Origin of the sequence: Nostoc sp. UHCC 0252 (assembly GCF_034931145.1) — a bacterium.
Classification (GTDB): domain Bacteria; phylum Cyanobacteriota; class Cyanobacteriia; order Cyanobacteriales; family Nostocaceae; genus Nostoc.
The window spans coordinates 27586-52158 of record NZ_JAYGHE010000002.1 but is presented as its reverse complement, the minus strand read 5'-3'; the positions used below and the strand labels follow the sequence as shown (position 1 = coordinate 52158).

Below are 24573 nucleotides of genomic sequence, written 5' to 3'. Positions count from 1 at the left end.
ATTAGAAGCATCTGGCTAGTTTACTGTTTTCTGCTCATCTATTAGTTCCGAACGTTGATAAACTAAATATAAAACTTTCAACGTGGCAGAAGTCATGAGTGTTGCAAAATCTGCATTCCTAACCCTAGAAGAATTTCTCAAGTTACCAGAAACCAAGCCTGCAAGTATTTATATTGATGGTGAGATTATCCAGAAACCAATGCCGAAAACCCGCCACTCCCGACTTCAGGGTAAGTTGATTAATGGGATTAATGAAGTCACAGAAAAAAAGCAAATTGCTTATGCTTTTCCAGAGTTGCGTTGTACTTTTGGTGGTCGCTCAATTGTTCCAGATGTAGCGGTTATTCGTTGGCAACAAATTGAGTTTGACGATAACGGAGAACCTGTAGATGATGTACTAATTGCTCCGAACTGGACAATTGAAATTCTTTCTCCAGATCAGAGTTCCAATCGAGTTACAGGCAATATTTTGCACTGCCTAAAATACGGTTGTCAACTAGGATGGTTGATTGATCCTGATGACCGATCAGTTGTTGTATTTAAACCACATCAACAACCAGAATTTTGTCATAGAGAAGATAGCTTACCTGTTTTAGATGGTATTGATTTAGAGTTGACAGTAGAACAAGTATTTGGATGGTTAAAGATGAATGCATAGTGAGAAGCTATCTTAGAATTACCCATAAATAATGGTTTCTAGCTCTAAATACTCACGATGGAACTTACTGATATAGCCAAATCTGGAAATGCTTGTGTGTAAATTGTACCTCCAGCTAATGTAGTTTTTGAAGCATATTCTCCATCTTGAGGATCTCGAAATACTATAAGTTGTCGCTTTTTAAGATTAACTACCCAATATTCAGGAATTTCTACTTCTGCATAGACTTTAGTTTTGATTTGTAAGTCTTTATCTAAGCTGGAATCTGAATATTCGATCAACCAAAAGATATTTTTAGGATAGGGATGATGTTCTAAATATTCACGTCCTAATCTTTGTACAACAGCAATATCAGGCTCAGGTTCAGAGTTGTTAAAAAGGGTAATTGGTTTACTAGAGCGAACCGTGGCGCGATCGCCTAAAAGTTGAATCAGATACTCCCCAGCTTCACTGCTGAAGTAGGCATGAGGTTCTCCTTCTGGTGACATTTCTACTATTTCTCCCTTTAGTAGTTCCACGTGCCGATCGTTTAGGATACCTCCCGCAATCATCCTGTGATATTCATTTATTGTCCACTTCGCTGTCGTTACAATCATAGAAATGCTTTTTTATCGCCTCTTACCTCACATCGTAACGCAATCATAAAAGTTATTAAACATCAAAGTTTTTAACAATTTTTATCAAATCTAGTGTATAAACCACCATACTTAAACCAGTATTGCCGTAACTGATGACAAGGTGTAAATAAACTGGCTTTGACACGATAAAGAAGAACCTGTCGATGGTCGCCCATCCAAATTTTATCAATCGGTTCAACAGAAATTAATGTTCCTCCTAAAGCGTCTATAGACTCGGTAAATCGCTCAACGCAAGAATAGTCTATAGTTTCAAATATAAAAAAATGACCGGAACATATTAAATGACGGCTTCTTATCCAACATTGGAGCTTTTTATGCGCTTGTGGCGGCAACATTTCTCTGCCTCCTGCCTTCTTCAATCTCCTTGTCCTAACTCAGCACTAGTTAACGAGAGTGATACTTGCAATCACACCGCCTTGCTGGTAAATGCATTGATATTCTTGCAATATGCTCCAAAAGCCATTTTCTGAAAATCTCCTGGCTAAACATAGAGTTCCTTGGGAACGTCTAAAGGAGGTTATTAAAAACCTACATAGAATAGAAAACTACATACCAAAAGTAAGGAAATCGCTCAGGAAATGGTAAAGAAATCGGAAAGAAGTCACGAAAACTAGAAATTGTTACTTTTTGCAATATTTTCTCAAGGAGAGTTCGCAGATTGTTTTAAACATAACTAGTATGTAGGGTTAAAAAAACTTATGCGAATTCTCTTAATTGAAGATGATGTACGCCTGGCGGAAACTTTAGCAGAAGCCCTTACAGACCAGCGTTATATGGTTGATGTGGTGACAGATGGTGAGGCTGGATGGAATCAAGCCAAAATACTGGATTATGATTTGCTGCTGGTTGATGTGATGTTACCAGAGCTAGATGGAATTAGTTTATGTCATCGACTGCGATCGCACAACTATACTATGCCTGTTCTCATGCTGACTGCTCGTGATACCGTTAGCGATAAAATCACCGGACTCGATGCGGGAGCAGATGATTATGTTGTTAAACCAGTTGATTTGCAAGAACTATTTGCCCGAATTCGCGCTTTGCTTCGGCGGGGTAATGTTTCATCACCGCCGATTCTGGAATGGGGCAATCTGCACCTCAACCCTAGCACTTATGAAGTGAGTTATGGAGAAAATATGCTCCATTTAACCCCAAAAGAGTACGGAATATTAGAGTTATTGCTACGAAATGGTCGCCGTGTTCTGAGTCGCAGCGTGATGATTGAACATATTTGGTCGTTAGAGTCTCCTCCAGAAGAACATGCTGTGAAAGTTCATCTTAGAAGTCTCCGTCAAAAGCTCAAAGCAGCCGGAGCTTTTGATGATTTTATTGAGACAGTTCATGGTATGGGCTACCGTCTTAAACAACTGCTTTAATAACGTTTTATATGATAGTGGTTTCTAATCACACAAGCTACAGAAATTTGTACTGAACCAACAGATTTGTGTTCTAAACCAATCGTTATCCACATAATTTGTATCTGCTGATTCCGAATTGAATGTAGCCGCAGCAAGTGAAGGTCTACTTGTTGAAAACCCTAATAACTACCCTTAACGTTTAATTCCCTTAAACCGTTGTTGCGCCGCCTTAAATGCTTCTTGCATTACTAACTGAATTTTTTGGGGATCGGGTTTTTTACCTCCCATTAAATCTCCAAAGTAAACGCAGGCTGCTTCCCCTAACGCCCAGGTGTAGGCGGCTGCCCAAGACGCTGCGATCGCACTCCCAAAACCTGGTATAAATTTAATTAACTCCCGTGCAATTGCCTGTGCGACAAAACCACCTGCGATCGCACTCACAACACCCCCCGCCTGTGATGGTGTAATTGTCTGTCCATATAATTTACCTAACAGTCCCACCAGCGATACTTGCAAGGCGGTGAGTACAGGCATTGTGGCAAAGGGCAAAGGTACAGCCGCGAGGGTAGCAGACATAATTGCAAATGGCAAAATATAACGGCGGGCTGCATCGCGGTAAAGGTTGCCAAGTTGCTTCCCAGCTTCTTCTTGATCTAACAGCTGATAAATCGCCTCGGCTTCTGCTTGTGGGAGTACTTCTGCCAAGGAATCTCGCAATGCTTCTAAGCCATAAAATACCGGATTATAACCATCTTCTTCTAAGGTGAAGTCAATGAGTACCGAGCGGTCGGCTATTCCTGCAAAGGCTTGTTGCATTGCGGCGAATGCACGGTTAATTTCCTCATAATCTGGTGGATAGGCAGGATGATCGACGATATTGGCAGGATAAACCTCATGCAAACAGGTAACTACCAGCAGACAGGGAATATTGGGATACTTCTGGCGCAACTGTTGAGCAATTTGCCGTAGTGTATCAGTTGCAAAATCATTAATTTTAACCGTCAAAAGGAGGATTCTGGCAGAACGAGTTTCCTTTTGTAAATCGCCAACTAACTCCTGAATGATTAATTCAGTATCTTGATTAACATCGCCTAGCCCCACTGTATCAGTAAAAATCAGTAACGGCAGGTCATTGGAAGGATAGGCATAGCGCTGAGTGTGTTGTGTGTGAGGACGAAATCCTTGACCGATAATCTCAGCCGAAACTCCTGTCAATCCCCGGACAATTGAACTTTTTCCGGCTTGGGGTTTACCAATTAGCAGTGCTTCTGTAGTTGGCAGTTCGGCTCTGATTTTCTCTAAAATCTCTGCAACCTGAGTTTCGCTCACACTAAACCATTCAACAACCGTTTGTGCTACTTGTTCTACGGGTAGCAGTTGGGTTAAACGTGTTGTTGTTTTGTTCCAGACACCACCAATGCGGTTTGTCCAGGAATTATCGACCGACTTGGTAGTTGCTCTATCAGTCGGTTTACTCAATTCCTGAGAATCAGTTAACGGCGAGTCAGCATCACGTTGCTCAGTCATTTCCATCCAAACGTAGAAGACCCTTGCACTAATCTTATAGCGATTCTCAAAAGGATAACTAGTACCATTGGTAGTGTTATAAGCCTGGGCGATCGCGTTTTATATCATGTAAAGCTGTTTCCGCAGTGATAGCTGTAAAACAATTCGCAATAAAGCGGCCTGGGTAACTTCCACCGCGCTAACTTCGCCTGTACGCACAGCAACAGCGATTGAGACAGCATCAGCTGATTTAATATTCATCTCATAAATTGCGTTTAGTCAGGAAATATAGAAACAGAAAGCCCAAAATATAGATATTTAAGAATATATTCCTTGGGCAAAATCCTGTTTGAATTCCTCAAGCTTTTCGTTCATTTCCTGAGTAAGATTTTCTATACGTGTATCACTACTTAAAACAGGCTGTGCAGTCTTAGCGACGTGCATTAATTGTGATTTAGATTTTTGTTGTCTTACCCAATCACGAGTTAATCGGGCTGGAGAGAAGATATCTCGTTTTTGACTAGGATGATGTAAACGTTTTATATATGATGGTTGATAGTTTACATTTATAGACTGACACCAGTCTTGCCACTTAAATTGCAGAATAGTAGGGTTAGTAACTATTGGCACCCAGGGTACACGCAGTGCATCAGCAATAATAGCACCATGCATAGCCTCTGCAAATAAGACTTCTGTTTCGCTAATACATGATAAAACTTTTTCTATTGACCAGCGTGGATCAATATATCCAAATCCCAGACTTTCACAGACTAAACTCCAACTTTCTCCAGCTAGCTCATAGTGAGGCATATAAGAAAATTTGTACACCTTCTTTTGGCTATAATTATCAAATAAATTCCTAATCAGTACAGCTCCATCTGTTAATGCTAATTTATCTGAAACACCTAATGCCTGTGCTGATAGTGGGCCACGAAGACAATAAATTTTATAAGAATCATCTAGTTGTGGTATTCCTTGTCCGTAACCTACGCCTGTACCAAATATCACTCTCAAACGAGAATTTTTTGTTTTAACAGGTAATCCATCATTAATGAGAGTACCTATAGCAACAAAAGCAGTTGTGTGGTCATTATCAATTACACCTGGGATTAACTTGTCCCATAGCCAAGGATTAAGTTTATCACCAAAATTATTTTCTCGGTAGTAAAGAAGCTTCATATTTTTTTGCACTTACGATTTCAACCAGTTTTTCTGCCAACAATGCTCTCGCTGCACTGGGCAAAGCTAAGGCTTCTTTCATGACTTGTTCAACAGATGCCATAATTACTAAAAGCATAGTGACTATCCAGAGTCTAGCAGGAAAGCAGCAAAGGTGGACACCGAAGTTGCGGACAGCCTCTCGGACGCTTACCTATATCATTTTGATTCGATCAAATTGACGATCGCTTTCAGCAATACATCTGGATCTACTGGTTTAGAAATATGCATTTGAAATCCTGCTGCTAATGCTTGCTGCTGATTCATTTCGCCTGCATAAGCTGTAAGAGCGATCGCGGGTACATGCCCTCCTTCTTGGGGCGATCGCGATCGCACTTCCCGCATCAGCATATAGCCGTCTGTCTTTGGCATTCCAATATCACTAATTAAAACATCTGGAATCGATTCAGACAGTGCTTGTAATGCCTCCTGTGCTGAGGATACGGCGGTTACTTGTACACCATAATCTTGCAAAATGAAGCTTATTAAGTCGCGGATATCTGGTTCATCATCCACCACTAAAACTTGAGTCTTGGAAAGTAGTGAAGATTCCGGCTCAGAATTTAAAGACTCATTCTCCTCATGTCTAACCTGTTCACTTCTCACCAAAAGCGGGAACTCAACATTAAAGGTTGCACCCAATCCTTCACCAAGACTTTCGGCTTGAACTTTTCCGCCATGCATTTCTACAACCTTACGCACGATGGCTAATCCTAAACCTAGTCCACCAAATATTCGGGTAGTTGTGCCATCAGCTTGGCGAAAGTAATCAAACACGTAAGGTAAAAAGTCTGGGTTAATTCCCTTACCTGTATCGCTGACTTGAATTTGAATCTGATTGCCAACTTCCATAAGTCGAATTTCTACCCGTCCTCCTGGTGGTGTAAATTTTACCGCATTAGAAAGCAGGTTCCACACAACTTGCTGGAGCCGGTTTGGATCGCCCATAACTTGCCCTAAATTGGCATCAAATATAGTCTTAATTTCAATAGAATTAGCATCTGCTGCTAGTCGTACCGTTTCTAGTGCTGCTTCAACTACCATTGCCAAACTCACTGGACAGATATTTAAGTTTAATTTCCCTTGGAGGATACGAGACACATCCAATAAATCTTCAACTAGCTGGGTTTGCAATTTGGCGTTGCGTTCAATGGTTTCTAAGGCGCGATGAGTGGTTTGTTCATCAAACTTACGAGTCCGCAACATTTTCGACCATCCCAGGATAGGGTTGAGTGGGGTTCGTAGTTCATGGGAGAGAACCGCCAGAAATTCATCTTTAATTTTGTTGGCGATTTCTGCTTGTAGGCGTGCTGTCCTTTCGCATTCGAGGAGGCGATCGCATTCGTTTTCAGCCAATTTGCGATCGGTAATATCTAGTACAAAAGCAACACCGTTGTCTTCGGAATCATTCAGCAAGGCTACACCCAAAACAATTGGTACTCGCTTTCCGTTGCGGTGGATGTACTCTTTCTCGTAAATTTTGGAAACTCCAGTGGTTTGCACCTCTAAAATGGCGCGATCGTCTAGATACTCATACTCAATAGGAGTCAGTTCTCGCCAATTAATTTTACCTAAAGTCGCAAACTCATCACGAGTGTAGCCAGCTAGTTGGAGAAAAGCATCATTGGCATCAATAATGAAGCCATCTATACTCCAAAAAGCGACTCCGATCAGGTTAGACTCAAACAAACGCCGAAATCGTGCTTCACTTTCACGCAATGATTTCTCTGCTCGTTTGTGTTCGGTAATATCACGACAAACAGTAATTACGCCTTCAATGCTGTGGTTTAAATTTCGTAATGGGGTAAGAATGTATTCATAATAATGTAGTCCATCAGGAGTTAAATATTTACACTCATCCTTAATTGGTTGACCAGTTTTCATCACAGATTGTCGTTGATTATCTACTTGTTCTACAAGGTCTGTAGGTATATCCAGTTCTTGCAAACTTTTTCCGACAATATCCTGGGATTTAAAACCTAAAATAGTTGCTGCGTCTTGACTGACATATTGATAGCAACCTTTTCTATTAAAGATATAAATATGATCAACTGAGGCGGTGAGAATAGCATTTAAAATATTTGCCTGTTCTTGAACTTGGGTTGTTAGTTCACGAGTACTTTCTACTGCTTGCTTGCACACAGTAGTTTCCATGCAAATGCCGATCATCCGCACGGGTTGTCCCTGATCGTTATAGATAAATTTTCCTTTAGCAGAAATCCAATGTACACTTTGGTCTGAGCGAACTATCCGAAATTCATCATTGTAATCAGTTTTTTGTGCCAAAGCCTGGCCAATGCCTTGCATTACAGATTGCTTGTCTTCTGGATAAACGCACTTCTGAAACGTCTCGTAAGGGCCATTAAAACTACTTGGAACTAGACCAAAAAGCAGTTCATGATTTTCAGACCAAATGACTTTATTGGTAAGAATGTTCCAATCCCACAACCCCATTTGGGAAACATCTAAAGCTAACTTTAGCCGTTCTTCAGTTTCTTTAAAAATTACTTCTAATTGCTGCCGCTTTGCAATTTCTTCTTGGAGTTGCTGTGAAGTTACTGCTATATCTGTTGGCGCATTAAAAGCTGTAGATTTCCCTTGTTCAATATTATATTCCATGTTGTTCTCGACAACTGGAATATGGGGATATTGTGTTGCTATTGCTAGTCGCTTCTCAAGTGCTGCTTGCCTTTGCTGATACAATATTTCTGATTGCTCTAACTCAGCTACACGCTGCTGCAAAACTGCTAATTGGTCAGTAATATCAACACTTGGCATTTTAACACACTGCTTATAACTAAATAACACCGACTTTAAAAGTAGGTACTCCCTAGTCTTAGCAGTATGGATTTTTAAACTAGAAAATGCAATCTCTCAAAAGGCACATAGGAGTCTGAGCTAGAATACATCTTCTGATATTCGAGAGCGATTTCTAGCCCTGCCAAAATAATATTTTATGAGAGAATTATGGCAGGAGCGATCGCTATTTAAAAAGAAATAGTTAAGAATATACTCCTAACGTAGCAAAAGTGTGCCGTTGTTATCAATCAGCGTCATTCCACTAGTACCCATACCTGGGTTAGGCTGTGCCGACGCACTATAAGTTTCAATGTAGCGACGCACTTCTAATGGAAACTGGGGATAATCTAACACTGCATCTCCATCGGCAATAGTTGCCCAGAAGTCTCGCAAACTAGGAGCTAATTTTCTGGCCTGTGATAGTGGTAAGTTTAATGGAGAATGAGTTAATAACTTGATGAGGAATGGGAAAGAGCGATCGCCCATCCATTGCCGCGATGACTCTTGCAAGTCGGGAAAATCAGGTACTGACTCTACCCGATGGGACACAATTTGCAACGATTCTTTACCTTGGTTATCTCGATGAAACTCTAACACCCGATAAGGATGAGGATAGCTAACTAAAGAACCAGTGGTAATATCATATACCCCATCGGAGTAAGCAATATCCTGAACGTGCAAATGCCCAGTAAATACTAGTTTGACTCCGTAGCGTCTTAGCAATTGCAATAATTCTGCTGAATTTGCCAGCATATAGCGATTTGCCAGTGGGTGGCTTGATTGATTGGGCAAATGCTCCACCACATTATGATGCACCATCACCAAAACTAATTCACCAACAGATGCCGCCAATACTTCTTCTAACCACCGTAGCTGTTTGGCATCCAAACACCCTACTTGCTCACCTTGGTCATTAAAGGAGTTAGAATTCAATCCAATCAGCTTAACTCCAGGCAGCAACTGACGAACGTAGTACATCTGCTGCGGATCTTCATAGCCAAACTTGGTGTAATAGTAGGGAAAATCCGCAAAACTGATTGATTGGCGATCGGCCAACAGCACAGGAACGTCATGATTACCAGGAACAACATAGACGGGAAAAGGTAGCTGGGCTAAACACTGTTGTAACCAGGCGTGATTCTCCGGTTCGCCGTGCTGAGTTAAATCTCCTGGTAACAATAAAAAATCTAGATCGAGTTGTGTTAAATGTTCGAGTACACTTTGAAACGCCGAAATACTAACTTCTACCAGATGAAATCGGCTAGGATGATCCCAGATTGTGTGGGGAAGTGCCAGGTGTAAGTCACTGACTACCGCGAAACGAAAATTGAGAGCCATTGATTTATGAAAATGTTAAAAACAGGGATAAAATAAGCCTTTTCCCAAAAGTATAACTTTTACTTTCTATCCTTGCTTAGGAGTGAGTTTACTTAACATTTGTATACATTAAGCATTGATTAAACACTATGATGACGATTAACTTAAGGGCGAATTATAGCCATTAATCACCAAAAATTATCGGAGATTTGATTGCTAAAACCTGGAAGTCAAGCGCTCAGTGATTCAGATTCTCTACCCGATATTTCGAGAACGCGCTTCAACCAATTTTCTGTTTGTTGAGCAGCAGATAGCTTTTCTGTAGCATCCGACCAGATTGTATCCCACTTAAACAGCCAGCGCGTCAAAACCCGAACTAAGTCAACTAACTCTGCGGCTTGGTCAATGTCGTCTGCTTCTACCATATCTGGGACAATCCACTCAATAAAATACCTACTTTCTTTAACAAGTTGGATGATTGAGTCCTGATGTAACCCTTCAAGCCACAAGGTTTTAATTTGAGATAAATTTACTGCTAAGTAACCCAGACGTGTGGGGATATCGTCCTGCACAAAGCTTTGTTGCTTCAAGGTAAAGTCTGTCATAAGTTAATGAAAAACTCCTTAATGATTTGAGCCATTCTTTCTTTAATATTAGAGTCAAGTATCTCCATTGATCGGTTTTGACGAGGGCGAAGATTTACCATTGACTCATAAATAACTTTCCCCGTTGCAGGCATCAAACTGGCAGCCCAAATATTTTGTTGTCTACTACCCTCATTCAACAAAACTTCTTCACAGTCAGCGTGTAGCTCACCACCTCCAACTATTACCCGACGCTCGATATCAACCGCAAGTTTGATGTAGAATTTGTGTTCTTGGAGCATCTGCTCTATTTGTTCAGGAGTAGCACGATCGCAAATTAACAGAATCAATGGGCTTTTCTCAATTCTAAGTGTTGAGTAAAGAATAGTTTGACAAGACATCCAGAGTAAACACTTACTTAGAAATTTGCCCAAGTTAGAATCTGGCTTCTCTGCTACTCCCCTTTTCGGTAAAATAACTTAGCAGATCAGCAAGGAACAGGTTCAGAATCATGGCTCAAGCTAGTATTGGGATTATTGGTGGCAGTGGTCTGTATAAAATGGACGCACTCAAAGATGTAGAAGAGGTACATATCCAAACCCCTTTTGGTTCGCCATCTGATGCTTTGATTCTGGGGACATTAGATAGTACACGAGTAGCTTTTTTAGCGCGTCATGGCCGCAATCACACGCTGTTACCCTCTGAATTACCGTTTCGCGCTAATATCTATGCGATGAAGCAATTGGGAGTGCAGTATTTAATTTCAGCTAGTGCTGTGGGTTCCTTGAAAGAAGAGGCGAAACCATTGGATATGGTAGTGCCAGATCAATTTATTGACAGAACAAAAAATCGGATTTCCACATTTTTTGGTGAGGGAATTGTGGCTCACATTGCCTTTGCCGATCCGATTTGTAAGAACTTGGCTAGTGTGTTGGCAGATGCGATCGCATCTCTCAATTTACCAGAAGTTACCCTCCATCGCGGCGGTACTTATGTGTGCATGGAAGGGCCAGCTTTTTCTACGAAGGCGGAATCGAATCTTTACCGTAGTTGGGGTGCAACCATCATTGGGATGACGAATTTACCAGAGGCGAAGCTAGCTAGAGAAGCTGAAATTGCTTATGCAACCTTAGCGCTGGTGACAGATTATGATTGTTGGCATCCAGATCACGACAGTGTGACAGTGGAATTGGTAATTGGTAATTTGCTGCGGAATGCTACCAATGCTCAAAAAGTGATTCAAGAAACTGTGCGGCGATTGAGTGAAAATCCACCAAAGAGTGAGGCGCATTCAGCATTGCAATATGCGATTTTGACTCAGTTGGATAAAGCGCCAGCTGCGACGAAGGAAAAGCTAGGGTTATTGTTGCAGAAGTATTTGTAGTATTAGTGAGCGATCGCTTTATACTAGGTTGGGGCGATCGCAACAACGAATTTTTTCACCTCGGAACTGGCACTTGATTAATTACCGATGCAATTACCGCATCCATTTGTAAACCATCCAGCATTGCTTCTGGTTTTAAAATCAGGCGATGACGTAGCAAAGGCGATGCAACTGCTTTCACATCATCTGGCGTGACAAAATCCCTTCCAGTTAACCACGCCAAGGCTTGAGATGTCTGCAACCAAGCACCAGCAGCGCGAGGTGATGCACCCAAAGTTAAATCGGGATATTGACGCGATATTCTCACCAACGCCAACAAATAATCAACGATCGCTTCTGACACTTTAACTTCTTTCACTGCTTGTCGTGCTTGTAAAATATCGGCTACTGTTGCGATCGGTTTCAACCGGCTAATATCCGAACGTCGGGCTGTAAAACCCGCCTGACGATTGAGTAACATTTGCTTTTCAGCAGCTTGATCTGGATAATCTACCACCAGCTTAAATAAAAATCTGTCTAACTGTGCCTCTGGTAAAGGATAAGTCCCCTCAAATTCTAGAGGGTTTTGGGTTGCAATCACCCAAAATAAATCAGGTAAGGGTAAACTTTCACCATCTAGCGTTACCTGCATCTCTTCCATCGCTTCTAGTAGCGCTGCTTGTGTCTTGGGAGGAGTCCGGTTTATTTCGTCTGCTAGCAGCACTTCAGTAAATATTGGCCCTTTTTTCAAAGTGAAATTGCGGCTATTTAAGTCAAAAATATTTGTCCCAGTAATATCTGAAGGTAAGACATCTGGTGTCAATTGAATTCGGCGAAAATCCCCTTGAATTAACTGCGCCAGCACTTTAACTAGTAGAGTTTTACCAGTTCCCGGTACTCCTTCTAAAATTACGTGTCCACCCGCTAGCAGTGCTACTAAAAGTTGTTGGATGAGGCTAGATTGTCCGACAATTACTTTATTAAGACCTTGACCAAGACGAATTAAGATCGGATGAGTTTCGCTCATATTTTATTACTGATAAATAACCAACGCAGAAATATTATGTATAATTCCAAAAATTAATTACGAATTACGAATTAATCTAATGCTTCGCCATTTCCCCAACCAGCTTAACAGCTCTTGTTCACCGATCGGTTTTTTACGAGATTGTAGTTTTAAAACTGCATCAAGTTCTGCTGCGCTTTTGCCTGTTTTTTCCATCCAAAAAGCGACTAAGGCTTGAGGTTCTAAAAGTACTTGTCCTAACCCCAAAGCTTTTTGGAGTTGTAGTTGTTCTTCTTTACCCACCATTTCTACAACAAAGTCGGTGGTATCAGCTTTCTGCAAGACTCCCGCTAAGGCTTGGATGTATGCTTCGCTGTTATCTGCAACTGTTGTATCTAAAGCCATTGGTTTCCCAAAGCGGCGATTCTGCGCCCAAGTTAGCACCAATAGCAGAATACCTACCTGGATTAATATCGGAAATAAAGGAGTTTTCGCAAAAAAGCTAGATAAATTACCCTCACTTTCTTTCTTTCTGACATCAGCATCTTTATAACCGTGGATGTATTCATCGACAATTACTGTGTTACTTTTTGCTGTTACTAAACTAGCTAGATACTTGAAATTACTTAAATAATCTTGATAAGCATTAGCGGCTAAATAAGGAGTGGTAGAAAAAATTACCTTTCCCTGGTTGTAATTTTTTTCCCAGACAACAGCACCAAAGCGATCGCCTAAATTAACTTCATTGGAGTCAGCTTTCTGATATCGTCTACGTGTATCAATTTTGATATCACCTTGGGGAGATTTTTGCATGGTGCTAAATTCTGCTTCTGTAACCCGCGCTCCCGCACCCAAAATTATCAAAGTATTCCCTTTTTCTATCCATTCGCGCTCTTGACTATCCACTGTTGTGTCTCTGGGATAGCCACTGATCTGTAGAAAGGTAACTGGGCTTTTCTCTGGCTGAAGATCGCTAAAAGGCTTTTGCCAGCGCTTAATAGAAATTCCCTGCTGTTGCATAAAAGCATACCAAGCACCATAGCCATCAGAGGCGCGGTTATAACTAGAGCCAGCGTTAATTTTTGTATTATTGGGAGCCGCGAACAAAGTTAGTAAAACGATCGCAGCGAGTGCGATCGCTCCTATCCAAGCAAGCCGATTTGAACGTTTCATTTTTGATCGCTTCGTTTCAGGATCACAAGTGTTAATACTTACTTATTTTTCAGGGAAAGTCAAAATATAATCAAGTGGCTTCATTTTCTCAAAGCGATCGCCTGCTTGATGAATGCTTCTAAATTTTGGGTAGCGGTGGGATTGTCAAACAGAACCTTGCTTGAGAGTTTTAAAGCTTCCCGAACTGAGGATCGCCAATCAATATCTACTGCTAATCGCACTGCAATTTTGATATATTGCGAGGCATCATCGGCAATTGTCTCAGTTACACCGATAGTTTGCAAGAAACCATAAGAGTGTCGCCCTCGCATAAACTCACCAGGACAAGTAACAATCGGTAAATGACAAGCGATCGCATCCAGTGTTGTGTTGCCACCCGCCCAGTCAAAGGTATCTAAATAAATGTCTGCCAAAGAAAGCAAGTCAAAGTAATCTTCACGCGGTAAAACAGGCGAGAATACACAATAATCAAGACTATCTAAACCTACAGCCGCAAATACCCGTTGCAGACGTTCTTGAGAAATCCCAGAGCGAAGAAACATAAACTGAGCATTGGGAACTTGACGGGCAATTTCGGCGTAAATGTAATCGTGCTGCGGTAGATATTTATAGCCAGCTTGACTAGAGATGTAGACGATCGCATCATCTCGTAATCCAAAAAATAATCGGTTGCGGCGAATTGAGTCAACTTTGATGGTAGGATAGGAAATTCCCACACCAGGCAAACGGACAAGCTTTTCGGTGTAATGATCTTGCCCATTCACAGGTTCCATCAATTCGCTAGATAAGAAATAGTCAATGGTGGGCAATCCAGAAGTTACAGGTTGTCCCCAAGCCATACATTGAATCGGTGCTAAACGAAGTCCAGCAATACATAGTGTTGTGGCATCCATTCCTAATTCTGGAAAAATTAACACATCAAGGTTGTCATCAATAACTTGTTGACAAACCTGTTCTAAATTATTCGGCAAATGATAGAACTTTGTACTATAAGACTGAAATAATTGAGTGGCAGCATCAATTTGATGCCCTATGTGATATGAATAAATTTCAAAATTTTGATTATCTGCATATTTCAGCCAGTTTAAGAATAATACTGTTCCGCTCCAGCCACACAAAAAATAGGAAAGATAGCCAATTTTAATTCGCTGATTGCTCTTAATAGAATAAATCGGACGTTCCTGAATCCATTGGGGATAATTTATCGCCATAGTTTGGTAAACTAGCTGCCCATATTTTTGCTGTAGTAATACATCATTTTTTGCCTGATATGCAAGAAAAAAGTTTGTATGATTCATGATTCCTGTTAAAGCTTTTTTCTGTTCATCAAGGCTCTTTATTCTTATTTCTTGACTTAGTTTTTCTAGCCCATGCTGAAACCATGCTCGGTAAGTATCAATCTCATCAGGAGTATGATAAATTTCTGGCAGCATAAGATGGCTTAACATCTTAAATATATAGTTTTCAGGGAACTTATCTGTAACCTGTTGAGCGAAGTTACGAGCTTCCAAATATTTGTGGCTTTGCTTGAAACGAATAATCAGCCAAAAATAGAGTTCTTCTGCTTGAGGACAACGGCTAATACCGTTCTGCAATGTTTCGATAGCCTCTTGCATCTGACCAGTTTTATAGAAAATATTACTTAGCTTCAGATAATAGTCAATCTGCTGCGGACAACGAGATAAATACTTGCTGTAATATGGGATACCATTTTCTGGCGATTCACTGTCTGCGAAATAGTCACCCCATCTTTGCCAAGATTCTAGTCGAGCAGCTTCATAAGCAGTTTGCTGGCAAATTTCTGCCAAATCACATATCGGAATTTTTACAATTTCTGGCTGCTGGATAATATAGCCATCTTCATTGTTAATTGGAATGCGAAAGTTAATGAATGATTTAATCACAGACCATTCTTGTATAGTTAACTGACCTGTAAGCCCTACATTGAGGTCTTCACAGACAATCTCTTCTAAGCTAAGTTTCAGAACAGTCTCAAAAAGCAGTGAGTTAGCATTATCTTGTAGCTCATCCGATAAACTTTGAGTGTCAATTAATAGGGTTATATCTTGTCTAGCTGGATGTGTGAAAAGAGTTTTGAGAACATTTGTTAAATCTTCTGCGTTAGCGTTCGCGGAGCGTCTCGTAGAGAAGCTCGCCGTTGGCGTAGCCTCTCGTAGAGAAGGCATCGCAGTTTCTAAATTAGACCAGTCAGGGAATATAATAAAATTAATATCTCTTAATTCATTAATTAACATAGTGTTGCAATTACTAATGGCAAGTTGCCTTGCGTATAGGCACTACTATATATGTTTTTACAACAATGTCATCAGTAACAGCTACGGATAAAAAGATCCCCGACTTATTCAATAAGTCGGGGATCTAAGCCTCTCTGATCGCAATTACAACTGCACTTTAAGATCAAAGTATACGCGATCGCGCTACCATACTTGGTAAAAAAATCTGCTCAGGAAATGGTGTTACAACAACAGTGCAAATTATTTAAAAGACGATTTCCCGATAATATTTGCAAATTTTAAAAAACCCCACCTCTTAGATGGGTGGGGTTAGTATACTTACTAAGGCGGCTATTTAACCGCACATAAATGATATCACTCAAATTGCACAAGCGATCGCCCCGATACAACAATAAAGCCGACAGAATCAAGCCTAATCTGGGGTTGGCGAATTCCTTGGAGAATGGCTGCATTTAAAGCAGTTTCTATTTTCAATTCTTCAGCTAATGCATTATCCCAACTTTGTTGGTTTAAACGCAAACGTAATTGTTCGACTCGATTGGCTAATTTCTTCTCGGCAACCTTAGCACAACTTTGACATAAGTCAATAAAATCTGGACGATTTGCGAGTAATTCTGAAGAAGTGTTCCGCACTTGATAGCAGAAATTTTGCCATTTACTAGGGTCAACGAATTCGTCAATAATTCCTAAGCGCTCTTTTGCCAGATTGTAATCTCGTCCCTGATTATTGTTTTTATCTTTATATGGACGTTGCAGGATACTTAAGAGCGCTTTATCATCAACAACACGTATTGGCTCATTACGACCATCAACATAGATGGTTTCTATAATTGGCGGAAATAGAGCATCAACACGTCGCTGCAAGTGTTTGAATTGAGAACTATCGAGTTTGTTATCTAGTAACACTTGTTTGGCAATTCTTAAATTTGCCTCCACCACATAATTGCATTGGAAACCAAACCATTCTTTTCCTTCTTTAGAGTCCCAAGATGCATCAGTGCGCCACAGAGCAAAGGCTTCACCTCGGTCATCCCAGTTTATATAGTTCCAAAGTGCTTCAACAAATCCTTCCCCAACTCGAAAGAGTTTAATACCAGGATTCTGGTTTGCCACCCTGCGATTATAAGTCCCAAATTGGTCTAGGCTACTATCAGCAAAACGGTTTTTTAAATCATTTATGGGAACTAATGTGCGCGTTGATGGTTGATAACGTCGCATCTCTGAGGAGTCGGGGTTATTGATTCCTCGAAATCCCAGCGCTTCACAAATCCAGCCTTCAATTGCTCGTTTCATTTCTAGATGACAAGCATCGTAGTTATCGAGTTCTTGAAAATACTCGGTGGCAATTTCATCGTTAGCGTCGATTTCATCTAGAGCATTTTGTTCGTTAATTTTTGCAATTTCGGTTTCAATTTGCTCTTGGATAGGCGAAATCATCTCTAATAATCCAGCAGCACCAGATTTAAACAAAGCTGTTTCTAATTCTGCAAGTTTATCATCCACATAAAATTGTAAACTCGCAATTGATTGTTGGAAAATACCAAACCCATCTTTCAATACTTGATACCAAGCATTGTGAGGGCTATCTGACAAATAAGGGCCAATCAAAACACAAGATTGGACTCCAATTTTGCTACCAATGCGGTCAAGCCTGCCAAGTCTTTGCTCTAATTGATTCGGCGACCAAGGTAGGTCAAAATGAATTAACCAATCGGCAAATTGGAGGTTAAGCCCTTCTTCTCCAGAGCGATCGCATACTAGAATAAAACAGTTGGGGTTATTCCTGAACTTATTTAAGCCTTCCTCAACTTTGTCTGGTGGTTCCCCAAACTGATGTTTAGCTACTGTGTCTGCACCAAAGATATTAGACAAATACCGGACAATTTCACCACAAGTCTGCGCGAAACTGGTAAATACAATAAATTTGGGCAGAATATCACCAGAAATTGGTCTGCGAATCCTCTGCTGTATTCTCGTGAGGAATTCGTTTTGATTCTTCCGAATGTTTGCGGGAATTTTGTAGTATGTACCTAGCTGATTCAGCAGCACTGTTTTTAAATTTTCCGCCCGTTCTCCATCTTCTTGGGGTTGACGAATAATTTTGAGGAAGGATTGCAGAATCTCTTCTTCCCCTGAAAATTTAGGGGTTGTTGTTAAGATGCGAACATCATCTTCTTTAAACTCCTGGATGAGTTTAGCATGAGGCTTACCAGTTAACCGGGCGCTAATTACCTGTTCTAAAATCCCTAACCAAGTACCAGCAGCTAAGAAGAACAGCAGAAAAATTCGCTGATATGGCTTTTCATCAGGAGCAACACTCCGCCATTGATTGAGTAGTTCGTGGATATCAAGCGATCGCTCGTCTAAATCGTACTCTTCTTTGGGGATAAAATTGCGGTCAAATATGACATCTTCCACAGCCGCGCGACGGTTGCGAAGCATTCGGCGGTGTAGTCGATAGATATCGCTGACGTGGGTGCGAATCGCTTGAACGATTTGATCTTGCTCGGTAGAATTTGTTTGTAAACAATTTTCTAAATCATCCGCCAGCTTCAAAAAATACTCATCCTCAGCTAAGAGGGTTCGTAGTTGCTGCAAGTTGCTTTTAAGAACAGCAGGTTCCGCACCTTCTTTAAAAGAAAGTAGAAGTCTACCAATTTCTTGACGGCTTTCAACTTTGGCGCGAAAACCTGCTAAATCACCAATTTTATAGGTTGCTGGGTCGAGCAAGTGCAACATTGCCAAGAAATCTTGCTCATGATTGAGAACTGGAGTAGCTGATAATAAAAGTAAGCGATCGCTTTTATGAGCAAGTTCTTTGCAAGTCTGAAAACGCTGGCGCACTGTTGCATCCTTGGAGGTTGCCATTGCTGCGATATGATGAGCTTCATCTAAAATTAAGCAGCCTATCCTCGCTTTCAGGTTGATTTTGTGGATATCTTCAACCGCCAGCACCGCTACCCGTTTGCCAAAATGGGAGATGTAAAACTTGTTTTCTAACTCAGTCCGCCATTGTTTGAGCAAATATTGCGGAACTAATACCACCGCCCCTTTTTTCGGTTCATCTAAGAGGAATTGACGCAGAATTGCACCCGCTTCAATGGTTTTTCCGAGTCCCACCTCGTCTGCTAGCAAGTAGCGTTGAATTGGGTCTTCCAGTACCCGCCGCACTACTTCAACTTGGTGAGGATAAAGATTAATATTTGCCGAAATCAGTCCCGTCATCCCGCGACTGACAGCGCGTTGCTTAATCAAAGATTTGACGAAAGCCAATCTTTTATCGTGGAAGTAAGGCGTTTCGTGACCCTTCATCGCTAGAGTTTCGATGGGGTCTGTGTTTGGCAGATTACAACGAACGTAAATGTCTTCTTCAGTAGCGATCGCAGTTTTCTTATCTGGTAAATCAATTTGATACATTTCTGTATCTTCATCCCAGATGAAAACTCTGCCAACTATCCATTTATCCTGAGTCTGAGACTTAATATAGCATCGAGCCTGTGGTTCAAGCCTGACCTCAGAGAGAGAACTTAAAGGTAAAGTTTTTTGAAGACGTTGCCCTATAGAGCAGAAATACTCAACATTTGCATTGGCATCAGAGATTTCGGTAACTTTCCCGATACCCAAAGAGTTATTCTGGGACTGTACCAATAAACCGAGCTTAATCATAGATCCAGTCCCCTGAACACACTAAAAGAACCTTCCAGACTAGTTTGTTCACCTATATCTGGCAGTTTTGTCGATCAACATTATAGATAATAAACTGGCATTACTGTTTTTGTTATTGCGATGTCTACAACGGGCTATTACGCTCCAGCAGAGCCAACTAGTAAAACTAGCCCAAATGTAAGGATAAAAGGAGAGAATTCTTTCACCCTGCCCCCTGCTCCCTGCTCCCCGCTCCCTGCTTCTTTTGAAGCTTCGTCTTGATAACGCCACGATACAATGAAGGTGATGTAGTTTTATTAACGATGAAGAAAATCCGAGACAACACAATTAAGTTAAATCAATATTTAAAGTTGATGGGTATAGTGCCAACTGGAGGACAAGCCAAACTAATGATTCAAGGTGGCGATGTCCAAGTAAATGGAATGTTGGAAACACGACGAGGGCGGCGACTAGTACCGGGTGATAAAGTGACAATAGAAGGAAAAACTTTAGAGGTGAATTTGGATAACAATGAAGACCAACACCTAGTGATGGATTCTGCTGAACAAACCGAGTAAATGATTTTTATCCCAAATTGAAAAGTTTCTCTTTGTGAGTAATGCTGCAAATTTCCAATAAAGTTATCATCCCACAGAGTGAGATTGAAATTAGTGCGATTCGTTCGCAAGGAGCAGGAGGGCAGAACGTAAATAAGGTTTCCACGGCGATTCACTTGCGCTTCGATATTGTTGCTTCATCATTACCAGATTATTATAAAGAACAGCTTTTAAAGCTGAAGGATCGACGCATCACCCAGGATGGAGTTGTTGTAATTAAAGCGCAGGAACACCGAAGCCAAGAAAACAATAGAGAGTCAGCTTTGAAACGACTGCAAGAACTCATTCAAAGCGCAGTTGTAGTGACGATAAAACGCAAACCTACTAAACCAACTCGCAGTTCTCAAAGAAAGCGCCTTGACTATAAAACTAAGCACGGACAGGTTAAATCTAACAGAGGGGAAGTGACAGATTATTGATTTATAAATTAGACTTTGGCAGTCAATTTTGTTGCAAAATCTTACCAGAGAACTAAGACTAATTCCTTCTATTGACTGTGGTCAAGATCATGACTTAACTGGTTAGCTTGAGAGTAGCAACTATTAGAGGTGAAAAAGATGAATAAGACATTACTAACGATTTTGATGCTTGCACTATTACTCTTATTCATCATCTCTCCCTTTGCCGCCCTTGCTAGTTTAATGCTGATAGTGTTAGTTTCCGCGTTTTCCTCTTTACTAGGAAACTTGTTCCAAGTAATAATTAGTGGTGACACCGATCCTAAAGAGTCATAAAAGCAAAATTGACAATGAAGATAGGGATTTGACAACTATTGTGATGTTACACCAAAAAGCCGCTTGCAACCTGCGATCGCTTTGGCGGCTTTCTTATTTACACTCCCTACAATTGACGAGCTTTAAGCCTAAAAATCAATTTTCATCTTAAAATGGATGCTACCAACTTGGTTGATTGTCTCACTGTCAGCAAGCACTTCCCAACCAAATCGTTTATATAAAGTCACGGCTGGATTTGTCACTTCGGTACTAAGTGATATTGATGGATAAGATGTTTTAGCTGTTGCTAACAAATGTGTGAGTAACTGCGTTCCTATACCTTTATTTCTATATTGAGGAAGAATGGCAATAGCTAGTTCAGGAGTTTGTTCATTAACATAGCCATATCCTTTATTTTCACCTGTCAATAGACGCAGCCATGCCGCTCCTACTGGTTGATTACTACTTTCCAGAATAGCGACAAAGCCGCTATCATCTTTACGTCCCCAATCTTTAACATATTTTGCCAAATCAGGATTATTCATTGCATCCTGCACTGTCAAATTACCTTCTTTTACCAGATGGGCTGCTTCGTAAAGCATTCGCCAAAGGAAAGGCTCATCTTCTTGTGTGAGTAGACGAATATAATAATCCATAACTCATGCCCCAAAGTTCGTTTTTGTAAAATTTAAGATAATTTACTCACTGGTGTGGGTAAACCGTCAATGCTGACAAGATTTTTCTTCTGTTGATATTCTCGAATTCCTTCTTCGCCTTTTTTATTAGCCCAGTTTACTAAAGTCTGGCGCTGACCTTGATATTCATATAGCGGTACGCCAAAACCACAAGAAGTCTGTATTCTTTCGATGTCAGCGACGATAATCTGACGAGTTCCGGGAATCGGCATAAACAAAGAGTATAGAGAGTCCCAATCTGGAGAATTCGGTAAAATCGTCTTTCCTTGACCGTAAAGACGGAGGATACGTGGGGGTTCTTCAAAGGCGCAAAACATGAAGGTTATGCGCCCATTTTCTTGTAAATGGGCTGATGTTTCGTTACCACTGCCTGTAAGGTCTAGATAACCTACTCGGTTGGAAGAGAGGACGCGAAAGCATTCTAAACCTTTAGGAGATAGGTTAACATGACCCGTAGGACTCAAGGGTGCAGAGCCAATAAAGAAAAGATGTTGGGCTGCAATAAAGTCTTGCAGTTCGTCGGTAATACAGTCAAAAAGTTTAGACATAGACTGTCTGATTGATGGAGTAGGGAGAGACGCGTTTAATCGCGTCTGTATAAGAGTGGGGAAAAGTATTACTTTCTCATATAACGACTAGCCATTTGGATGGCATCAGCGATATCAACATCACCATCGCCGTCAGCATCTAAGAAGGAATTCAGTACGGAGTTGCCGCCAGTTCTGGGATTTTGAGAATTTGCACCCGATTGTAAAAAATTCAGCACTAAAGGTACTGCTAAAGGTAGCAATTGTTGAACTATACCAGCATCTAATCCCGTGCGCTGAGAAGCAACTTGAGCTACTTGCTGTTGTATCTGAGGAGAAAACAGCGAATTGACGGCTTGGGGGTTAGGTGAAGTCCCAGCATATTGATTCACTAAACTTTGTGCGGCTTCATTTCCATCTGTGGCTTGCTTGTTTTGTAAAGCAGAACGGACTTGACCACCCACAATTGACAAGACTGATTGAATGGTGGAAGGATCTGCACCAGTGCGATCGCTCAATTGTTGTACAGTGTTAATAATTCCTCCTAGTTGCCCTAAGCTACCCTGTTGATTGGGATTAGCAACTGCACCAAGAATTTGATCAAAAAGTCCCATAAATTTATTTCTCCCCTTGCTCTAAAAAAGCTTGCCAAAACTGGCTTGAAGTGTTTGCTGTAGGTATTTGGTTAGTCTACCAAAAGATTTAATTCTATAAAAAATTGGCTTTGGAAAGCTACTAGCTTAAGGCTGAGAAATTGGTAGAGTGATACCTGCGGTGGGCAGAGCCAACGCAAACTCTGTACCTTTATCTAACTCAGACTGGCAGGTTATCTTACCTTGATGTTTTTCTACCACAATCTGATATGCGATCGCTAGCCCTAAACCAGTGCCAATGCCTCGCGGTTTGGTTGTAAAAAATGTTTCAAATATCTTTTTCTGATTTTCTGGTGAAATACCAGGGCCGTTGTCAGTAATTCGTACTATCACTAAATCATCCTGGCAAAGTTCAGTAATGATAGTGATTTCAGGGATAAATTCGGGATTGTCAGCCAATTTTTGCTCCAAAGCATCAAGTGCATTGCTGAGAAGATTCATAAATACTTGATAAAGTAAACCTGTATAACCTGGAATCGCTGGAATCTCTCCATAACTGCGAACAAGATTAATCCCATTTTTAAAGCGATTGTTCAGAATCAATAATGTACTATCTAGACAAGCGTGTAGCTCTACTAACTGCGCTTCCCCATCGTCTAAACGAGAGAAATCTTTTAAACTTCGGACAATTTCTCGCGTGCGTTCAGCGCCAACTTTCATGGAATTAAAGAGTTTTGGCAAATCTACTTCTAGAAACTCCAAATCAATTTCTTCTGTAAGAGTTTGCACGGCAGTAGAAGGTTGAGGAACTTCGGCTTTATATACTTGCAGTAATGCTAATAAATCGTCAGTATAGGTTTTGGCGTGTACGAGGTTGCCAGAAATGAAATTTACAGGATTATTAATTTCGTGGGCAACACCAGCTAACATTCGTCCTAAACTAGACATTTTTTCACTTTGAATTAGTCGGACTTGAGACTCAGCCTGTTGTTCTTCTAAAAGATGCTTTACCTGTTGGATTAGCTGGTTAAGAGAAGTAGTTAATGCCCCCACTTCATCTTGGGTAATTACGGGTGCTTGCAAGTCGAAATTGGCTTCTTGGCTGACTCTTTGGGCGATATCTGTCACCGCTTTAATCGGATAGGCAATGATTGTACTGGTGTAAAAAGCCAGGATAGCAGCGATCGCAACTGACAGAACCATACTACCAATAATAATCTGAGCTTGGATTAGCGCAGCCTTTTCTTGCGCTAAATGAGCTTCCTCTTGGCGTTTTTGAAGTGTTTTGGCAAAGTCGGTTAACTCATGGGCAAATTGATAAAACTTCAAAGCATCCTGACTTTGACTGAATTTCGAGATTAATTGCTGTGCTTTTATAGCTCCCTCTGGCTGTAAAGTTAATGGCAAAATTTGCCGAATCAGCGACCTAAGTTGTTCAAAATATCCTGCTATCGTGCTGTTATGCTTTGTGAGCAGAGCTTGTAAATCCCTTTGAGTAATGCTTTGACTAAATTCTTGTGCCTGGAAAAGTAACGTTTCCGCATCCGCCAGATCGGTTTTGAAATCAGAAATTGCTCTTTGTAATGCTTGCGGCCTCTGCAAAAAAGACAGTATTCCGTGCTGATGAATCTGTATTTCTAACAGTTCGCCTTGTAAACTACTTAACAAGCTTCCTTCCTCGTCTGCCAATATAATCTGTTGTGTGGCTTGTTTAAAGTAGCGATCGCCTATTACCAACCCTGCTGTTGTTCCTAAAACTGCAATTCCCAAAGCCAAACCGTATCCGTAAAAAATCTTTTGCCGAATACTAAGGCGATGGAATCTTTGTTGAACCCAGTTAAAGTATTTTAATTTAGGTATCGCAGTCATGTATTCCTCGCTGTTGAATTTTTTACTAGACGGTTTTTC

Annotated in this window: 23 protein-coding genes and 1 pseudogene; 6 read left to right on the top strand and 18 right to left on the bottom strand. The window is 40.8% G+C overall.

What is annotated here, in order from left to right; genetic code table 11:
• The first annotated feature begins 94 nt into the window (after nucleotides 1–94).
• Nucleotides 95–658 carry a Uma2 family endonuclease gene (locus VB732_RS01285; RefSeq protein ID WP_323229007.1) on the top strand — a complete coding sequence of 188 codons (564 nt, stop codon included), beginning with the start codon at nucleotides 95–97 and terminating at the stop codon, nucleotides 656–658.
• Between the two features lie 44 nt (nucleotides 659–702).
• On the opposite strand, the gene VB732_RS01280 is transcribed toward VB732_RS01285, so the two are convergent.
• Both VB732_RS01280 and VB732_RS01275 read right to left on the bottom strand, forming a co-directional pair.
• Nucleotides 703–1254: a Uma2 family endonuclease gene (locus VB732_RS01280; RefSeq protein WP_323229006.1), complete on the bottom strand. Its 552-nt coding sequence runs from the start codon at nucleotides 1252–1254 to the stop codon at nucleotides 703–705.
• Between the two features lie 71 nt (nucleotides 1255–1325).
• Entirely contained in the window at nucleotides 1326–1655 is a 330-nt protein-coding gene (locus VB732_RS01275; protein WP_323229005.1) for a CpeR family transcriptional regulator, read from the bottom strand.
• A 339-nt stretch (nucleotides 1656–1994) separates the two neighbouring features.
• Between VB732_RS01275 and VB732_RS01270 the strand changes: the two genes are divergently transcribed.
• Nucleotides 1995–2672 (top strand): response regulator transcription factor, encoded by a 678-nt coding sequence (locus VB732_RS01270; protein ID WP_323229004.1) that lies wholly within the window; start codon nucleotides 1995–1997, stop codon nucleotides 2670–2672.
• Between the two features lie 174 nt (nucleotides 2673–2846).
• Here VB732_RS01270 and VB732_RS01265 read toward each other — a convergent pair whose 3' ends face one another.
• The 8 genes and pseudogenes from VB732_RS01265 to VB732_RS01230 form a co-directional block, all read right to left on the bottom strand.
• Nucleotides 2847–4181 carry a 50S ribosome-binding GTPase gene (locus tag VB732_RS01265; protein WP_323229003.1) on the bottom strand — a complete coding sequence of 445 codons (1335 nt, stop codon included), beginning with the start codon at nucleotides 4179–4181 and terminating at the stop codon, nucleotides 2847–2849.
• Between the two features lie 94 nt (nucleotides 4182–4275).
• Nucleotides 4276–4421 (bottom strand): annotated as a pseudogene (locus VB732_RS01260) (AtzE family amidohydrolase); the annotation flags it as partial.
• Nucleotides 4422–4478: 57 nt separating this feature from the next.
• Nucleotides 4479–5339, bottom strand: a complete 861-nt coding sequence (locus VB732_RS01255; RefSeq protein ID WP_323229002.1) for a polysaccharide pyruvyl transferase family protein — start codon at nucleotides 5337–5339, stop codon at nucleotides 4479–4481.
• Nucleotides 5311–5457, bottom strand: a complete 147-nt coding sequence (locus VB732_RS01250; RefSeq protein ID WP_323229001.1) for a hypothetical protein — start codon at nucleotides 5455–5457, stop codon at nucleotides 5311–5313. The genes VB732_RS01255 and VB732_RS01250 overlap by 29 nt, the downstream gene beginning before the upstream one ends.
• Before the next feature lie 80 nt (nucleotides 5458–5537).
• Entirely contained in the window at nucleotides 5538–8156 is a 2619-nt protein-coding gene (locus VB732_RS01245) for a PAS domain S-box protein (RefSeq protein ID WP_323229000.1), read from the bottom strand.
• Between the two features lie 237 nt (nucleotides 8157–8393).
• Complete coding sequence (locus VB732_RS01240; RefSeq protein ID WP_323228999.1) at nucleotides 8394–9515, bottom strand: metallophosphoesterase family protein; 1122 nt, start codon at nucleotides 9513–9515, stop codon at nucleotides 8394–8396.
• A 209-nt stretch (nucleotides 9516–9724) separates the two neighbouring features.
• Complete coding sequence (locus VB732_RS01235) at nucleotides 9725–10099, bottom strand: hypothetical protein (RefSeq protein WP_323228998.1); 375 nt, start codon at nucleotides 10097–10099, stop codon at nucleotides 9725–9727.
• The gene (locus tag VB732_RS01230) at nucleotides 10096–10428 is read right to left on the bottom strand and encodes a DUF5674 family protein (RefSeq protein ID WP_323228997.1); all 333 of its coding nucleotides are present in this window, start codon (nucleotides 10426–10428) and stop codon (nucleotides 10096–10098) included. Before VB732_RS01230 ends, VB732_RS01235 begins: the two co-directional genes overlap by 4 nt.
• 161 nt (nucleotides 10429–10589) lie before the next feature.
• Between VB732_RS01230 and VB732_RS01225 the strand changes: the two genes are divergently transcribed.
• Nucleotides 10590–11462: an S-methyl-5'-thioadenosine phosphorylase gene (locus VB732_RS01225; RefSeq protein ID WP_323228996.1), complete on the top strand. Its 873-nt coding sequence runs from the start codon at nucleotides 10590–10592 to the stop codon at nucleotides 11460–11462.
• Between the two features lie 55 nt (nucleotides 11463–11517).
• Here VB732_RS01225 and VB732_RS01220 read toward each other — a convergent pair whose 3' ends face one another.
• From VB732_RS01220 to dpdE, 4 genes are all read right to left on the bottom strand, one after another.
• Nucleotides 11518–12468 (bottom strand): MoxR family ATPase, encoded by a 951-nt coding sequence (locus VB732_RS01220; RefSeq protein ID WP_323228995.1) that lies wholly within the window; start codon nucleotides 12466–12468, stop codon nucleotides 11518–11520.
• A gap of 57 nt (nucleotides 12469–12525) precedes the next feature.
• Nucleotides 12526–13620 carry a DUF4350 domain-containing protein gene (locus VB732_RS01215; RefSeq protein ID WP_323228994.1) on the bottom strand — a complete coding sequence of 365 codons (1095 nt, stop codon included), beginning with the start codon at nucleotides 13618–13620 and terminating at the stop codon, nucleotides 12526–12528.
• Nucleotides 13621–13700: 80 nt separating this feature from the next.
• Nucleotides 13701–15875, bottom strand: a complete 2175-nt coding sequence (locus VB732_RS01210) for a hypothetical protein (RefSeq protein ID WP_323228993.1) — start codon at nucleotides 15873–15875, stop codon at nucleotides 13701–13703.
• Between the two features lie 354 nt (nucleotides 15876–16229).
• Nucleotides 16230–19541 carry a protein DpdE gene (gene dpdE / locus VB732_RS01205; RefSeq protein ID WP_323228992.1) on the bottom strand — a complete coding sequence of 1104 codons (3312 nt, stop codon included), beginning with the start codon at nucleotides 19539–19541 and terminating at the stop codon, nucleotides 16230–16232.
• Between the two features lie 302 nt (nucleotides 19542–19843).
• Between dpdE and VB732_RS01200 the strand changes: the two genes are divergently transcribed.
• From VB732_RS01200 to VB732_RS01190, 3 genes are all read left to right on the top strand, one after another.
• Complete coding sequence (locus VB732_RS01200; RefSeq protein ID WP_323229158.1) at nucleotides 19844–20098, top strand: RNA-binding S4 domain-containing protein; 255 nt, start codon at nucleotides 19844–19846, stop codon at nucleotides 20096–20098.
• Nucleotides 20099–20139: 41 nt separating this feature from the next.
• Complete coding sequence (arfB, locus tag VB732_RS01195) at nucleotides 20140–20556, top strand: alternative ribosome rescue aminoacyl-tRNA hydrolase ArfB (protein ID WP_323228991.1); 417 nt, start codon at nucleotides 20140–20142, stop codon at nucleotides 20554–20556.
• Nucleotides 20557–20694: 138 nt separating this feature from the next.
• Entirely contained in the window at nucleotides 20695–20871 is a 177-nt protein-coding gene (locus VB732_RS01190; protein WP_323228990.1) for a hypothetical protein, read from the top strand.
• Nucleotides 20872–20999: 128 nt separating this feature from the next.
• Here VB732_RS01190 and VB732_RS01185 read toward each other — a convergent pair whose 3' ends face one another.
• From VB732_RS01185 to VB732_RS01170, 4 genes are all read right to left on the bottom strand, one after another.
• Nucleotides 21000–21506, bottom strand: a complete 507-nt coding sequence (locus VB732_RS01185; RefSeq protein WP_323228989.1) for a GNAT family N-acetyltransferase — start codon at nucleotides 21504–21506, stop codon at nucleotides 21000–21002.
• A gap of 32 nt (nucleotides 21507–21538) precedes the next feature.
• On the bottom strand, nucleotides 21539–22093 hold the full coding sequence (locus VB732_RS01180; RefSeq protein ID WP_323228988.1) for a pyridoxamine 5'-phosphate oxidase family protein: 555 nt from the start codon (nucleotides 22091–22093) through the stop codon (nucleotides 21539–21541).
• A 68-nt stretch (nucleotides 22094–22161) separates the two neighbouring features.
• Nucleotides 22162–22686, bottom strand: a complete 525-nt coding sequence (locus tag VB732_RS01175; RefSeq protein WP_323228987.1) for a DUF937 domain-containing protein — start codon at nucleotides 22684–22686, stop codon at nucleotides 22162–22164.
• A 126-nt stretch (nucleotides 22687–22812) separates the two neighbouring features.
• Nucleotides 22813–24534: an ATP-binding protein gene (locus VB732_RS01170; RefSeq protein ID WP_323228986.1), complete on the bottom strand. Its 1722-nt coding sequence runs from the start codon at nucleotides 24532–24534 to the stop codon at nucleotides 22813–22815.
• Nucleotides 24535–24573: the final 39 nt, after the last annotated feature.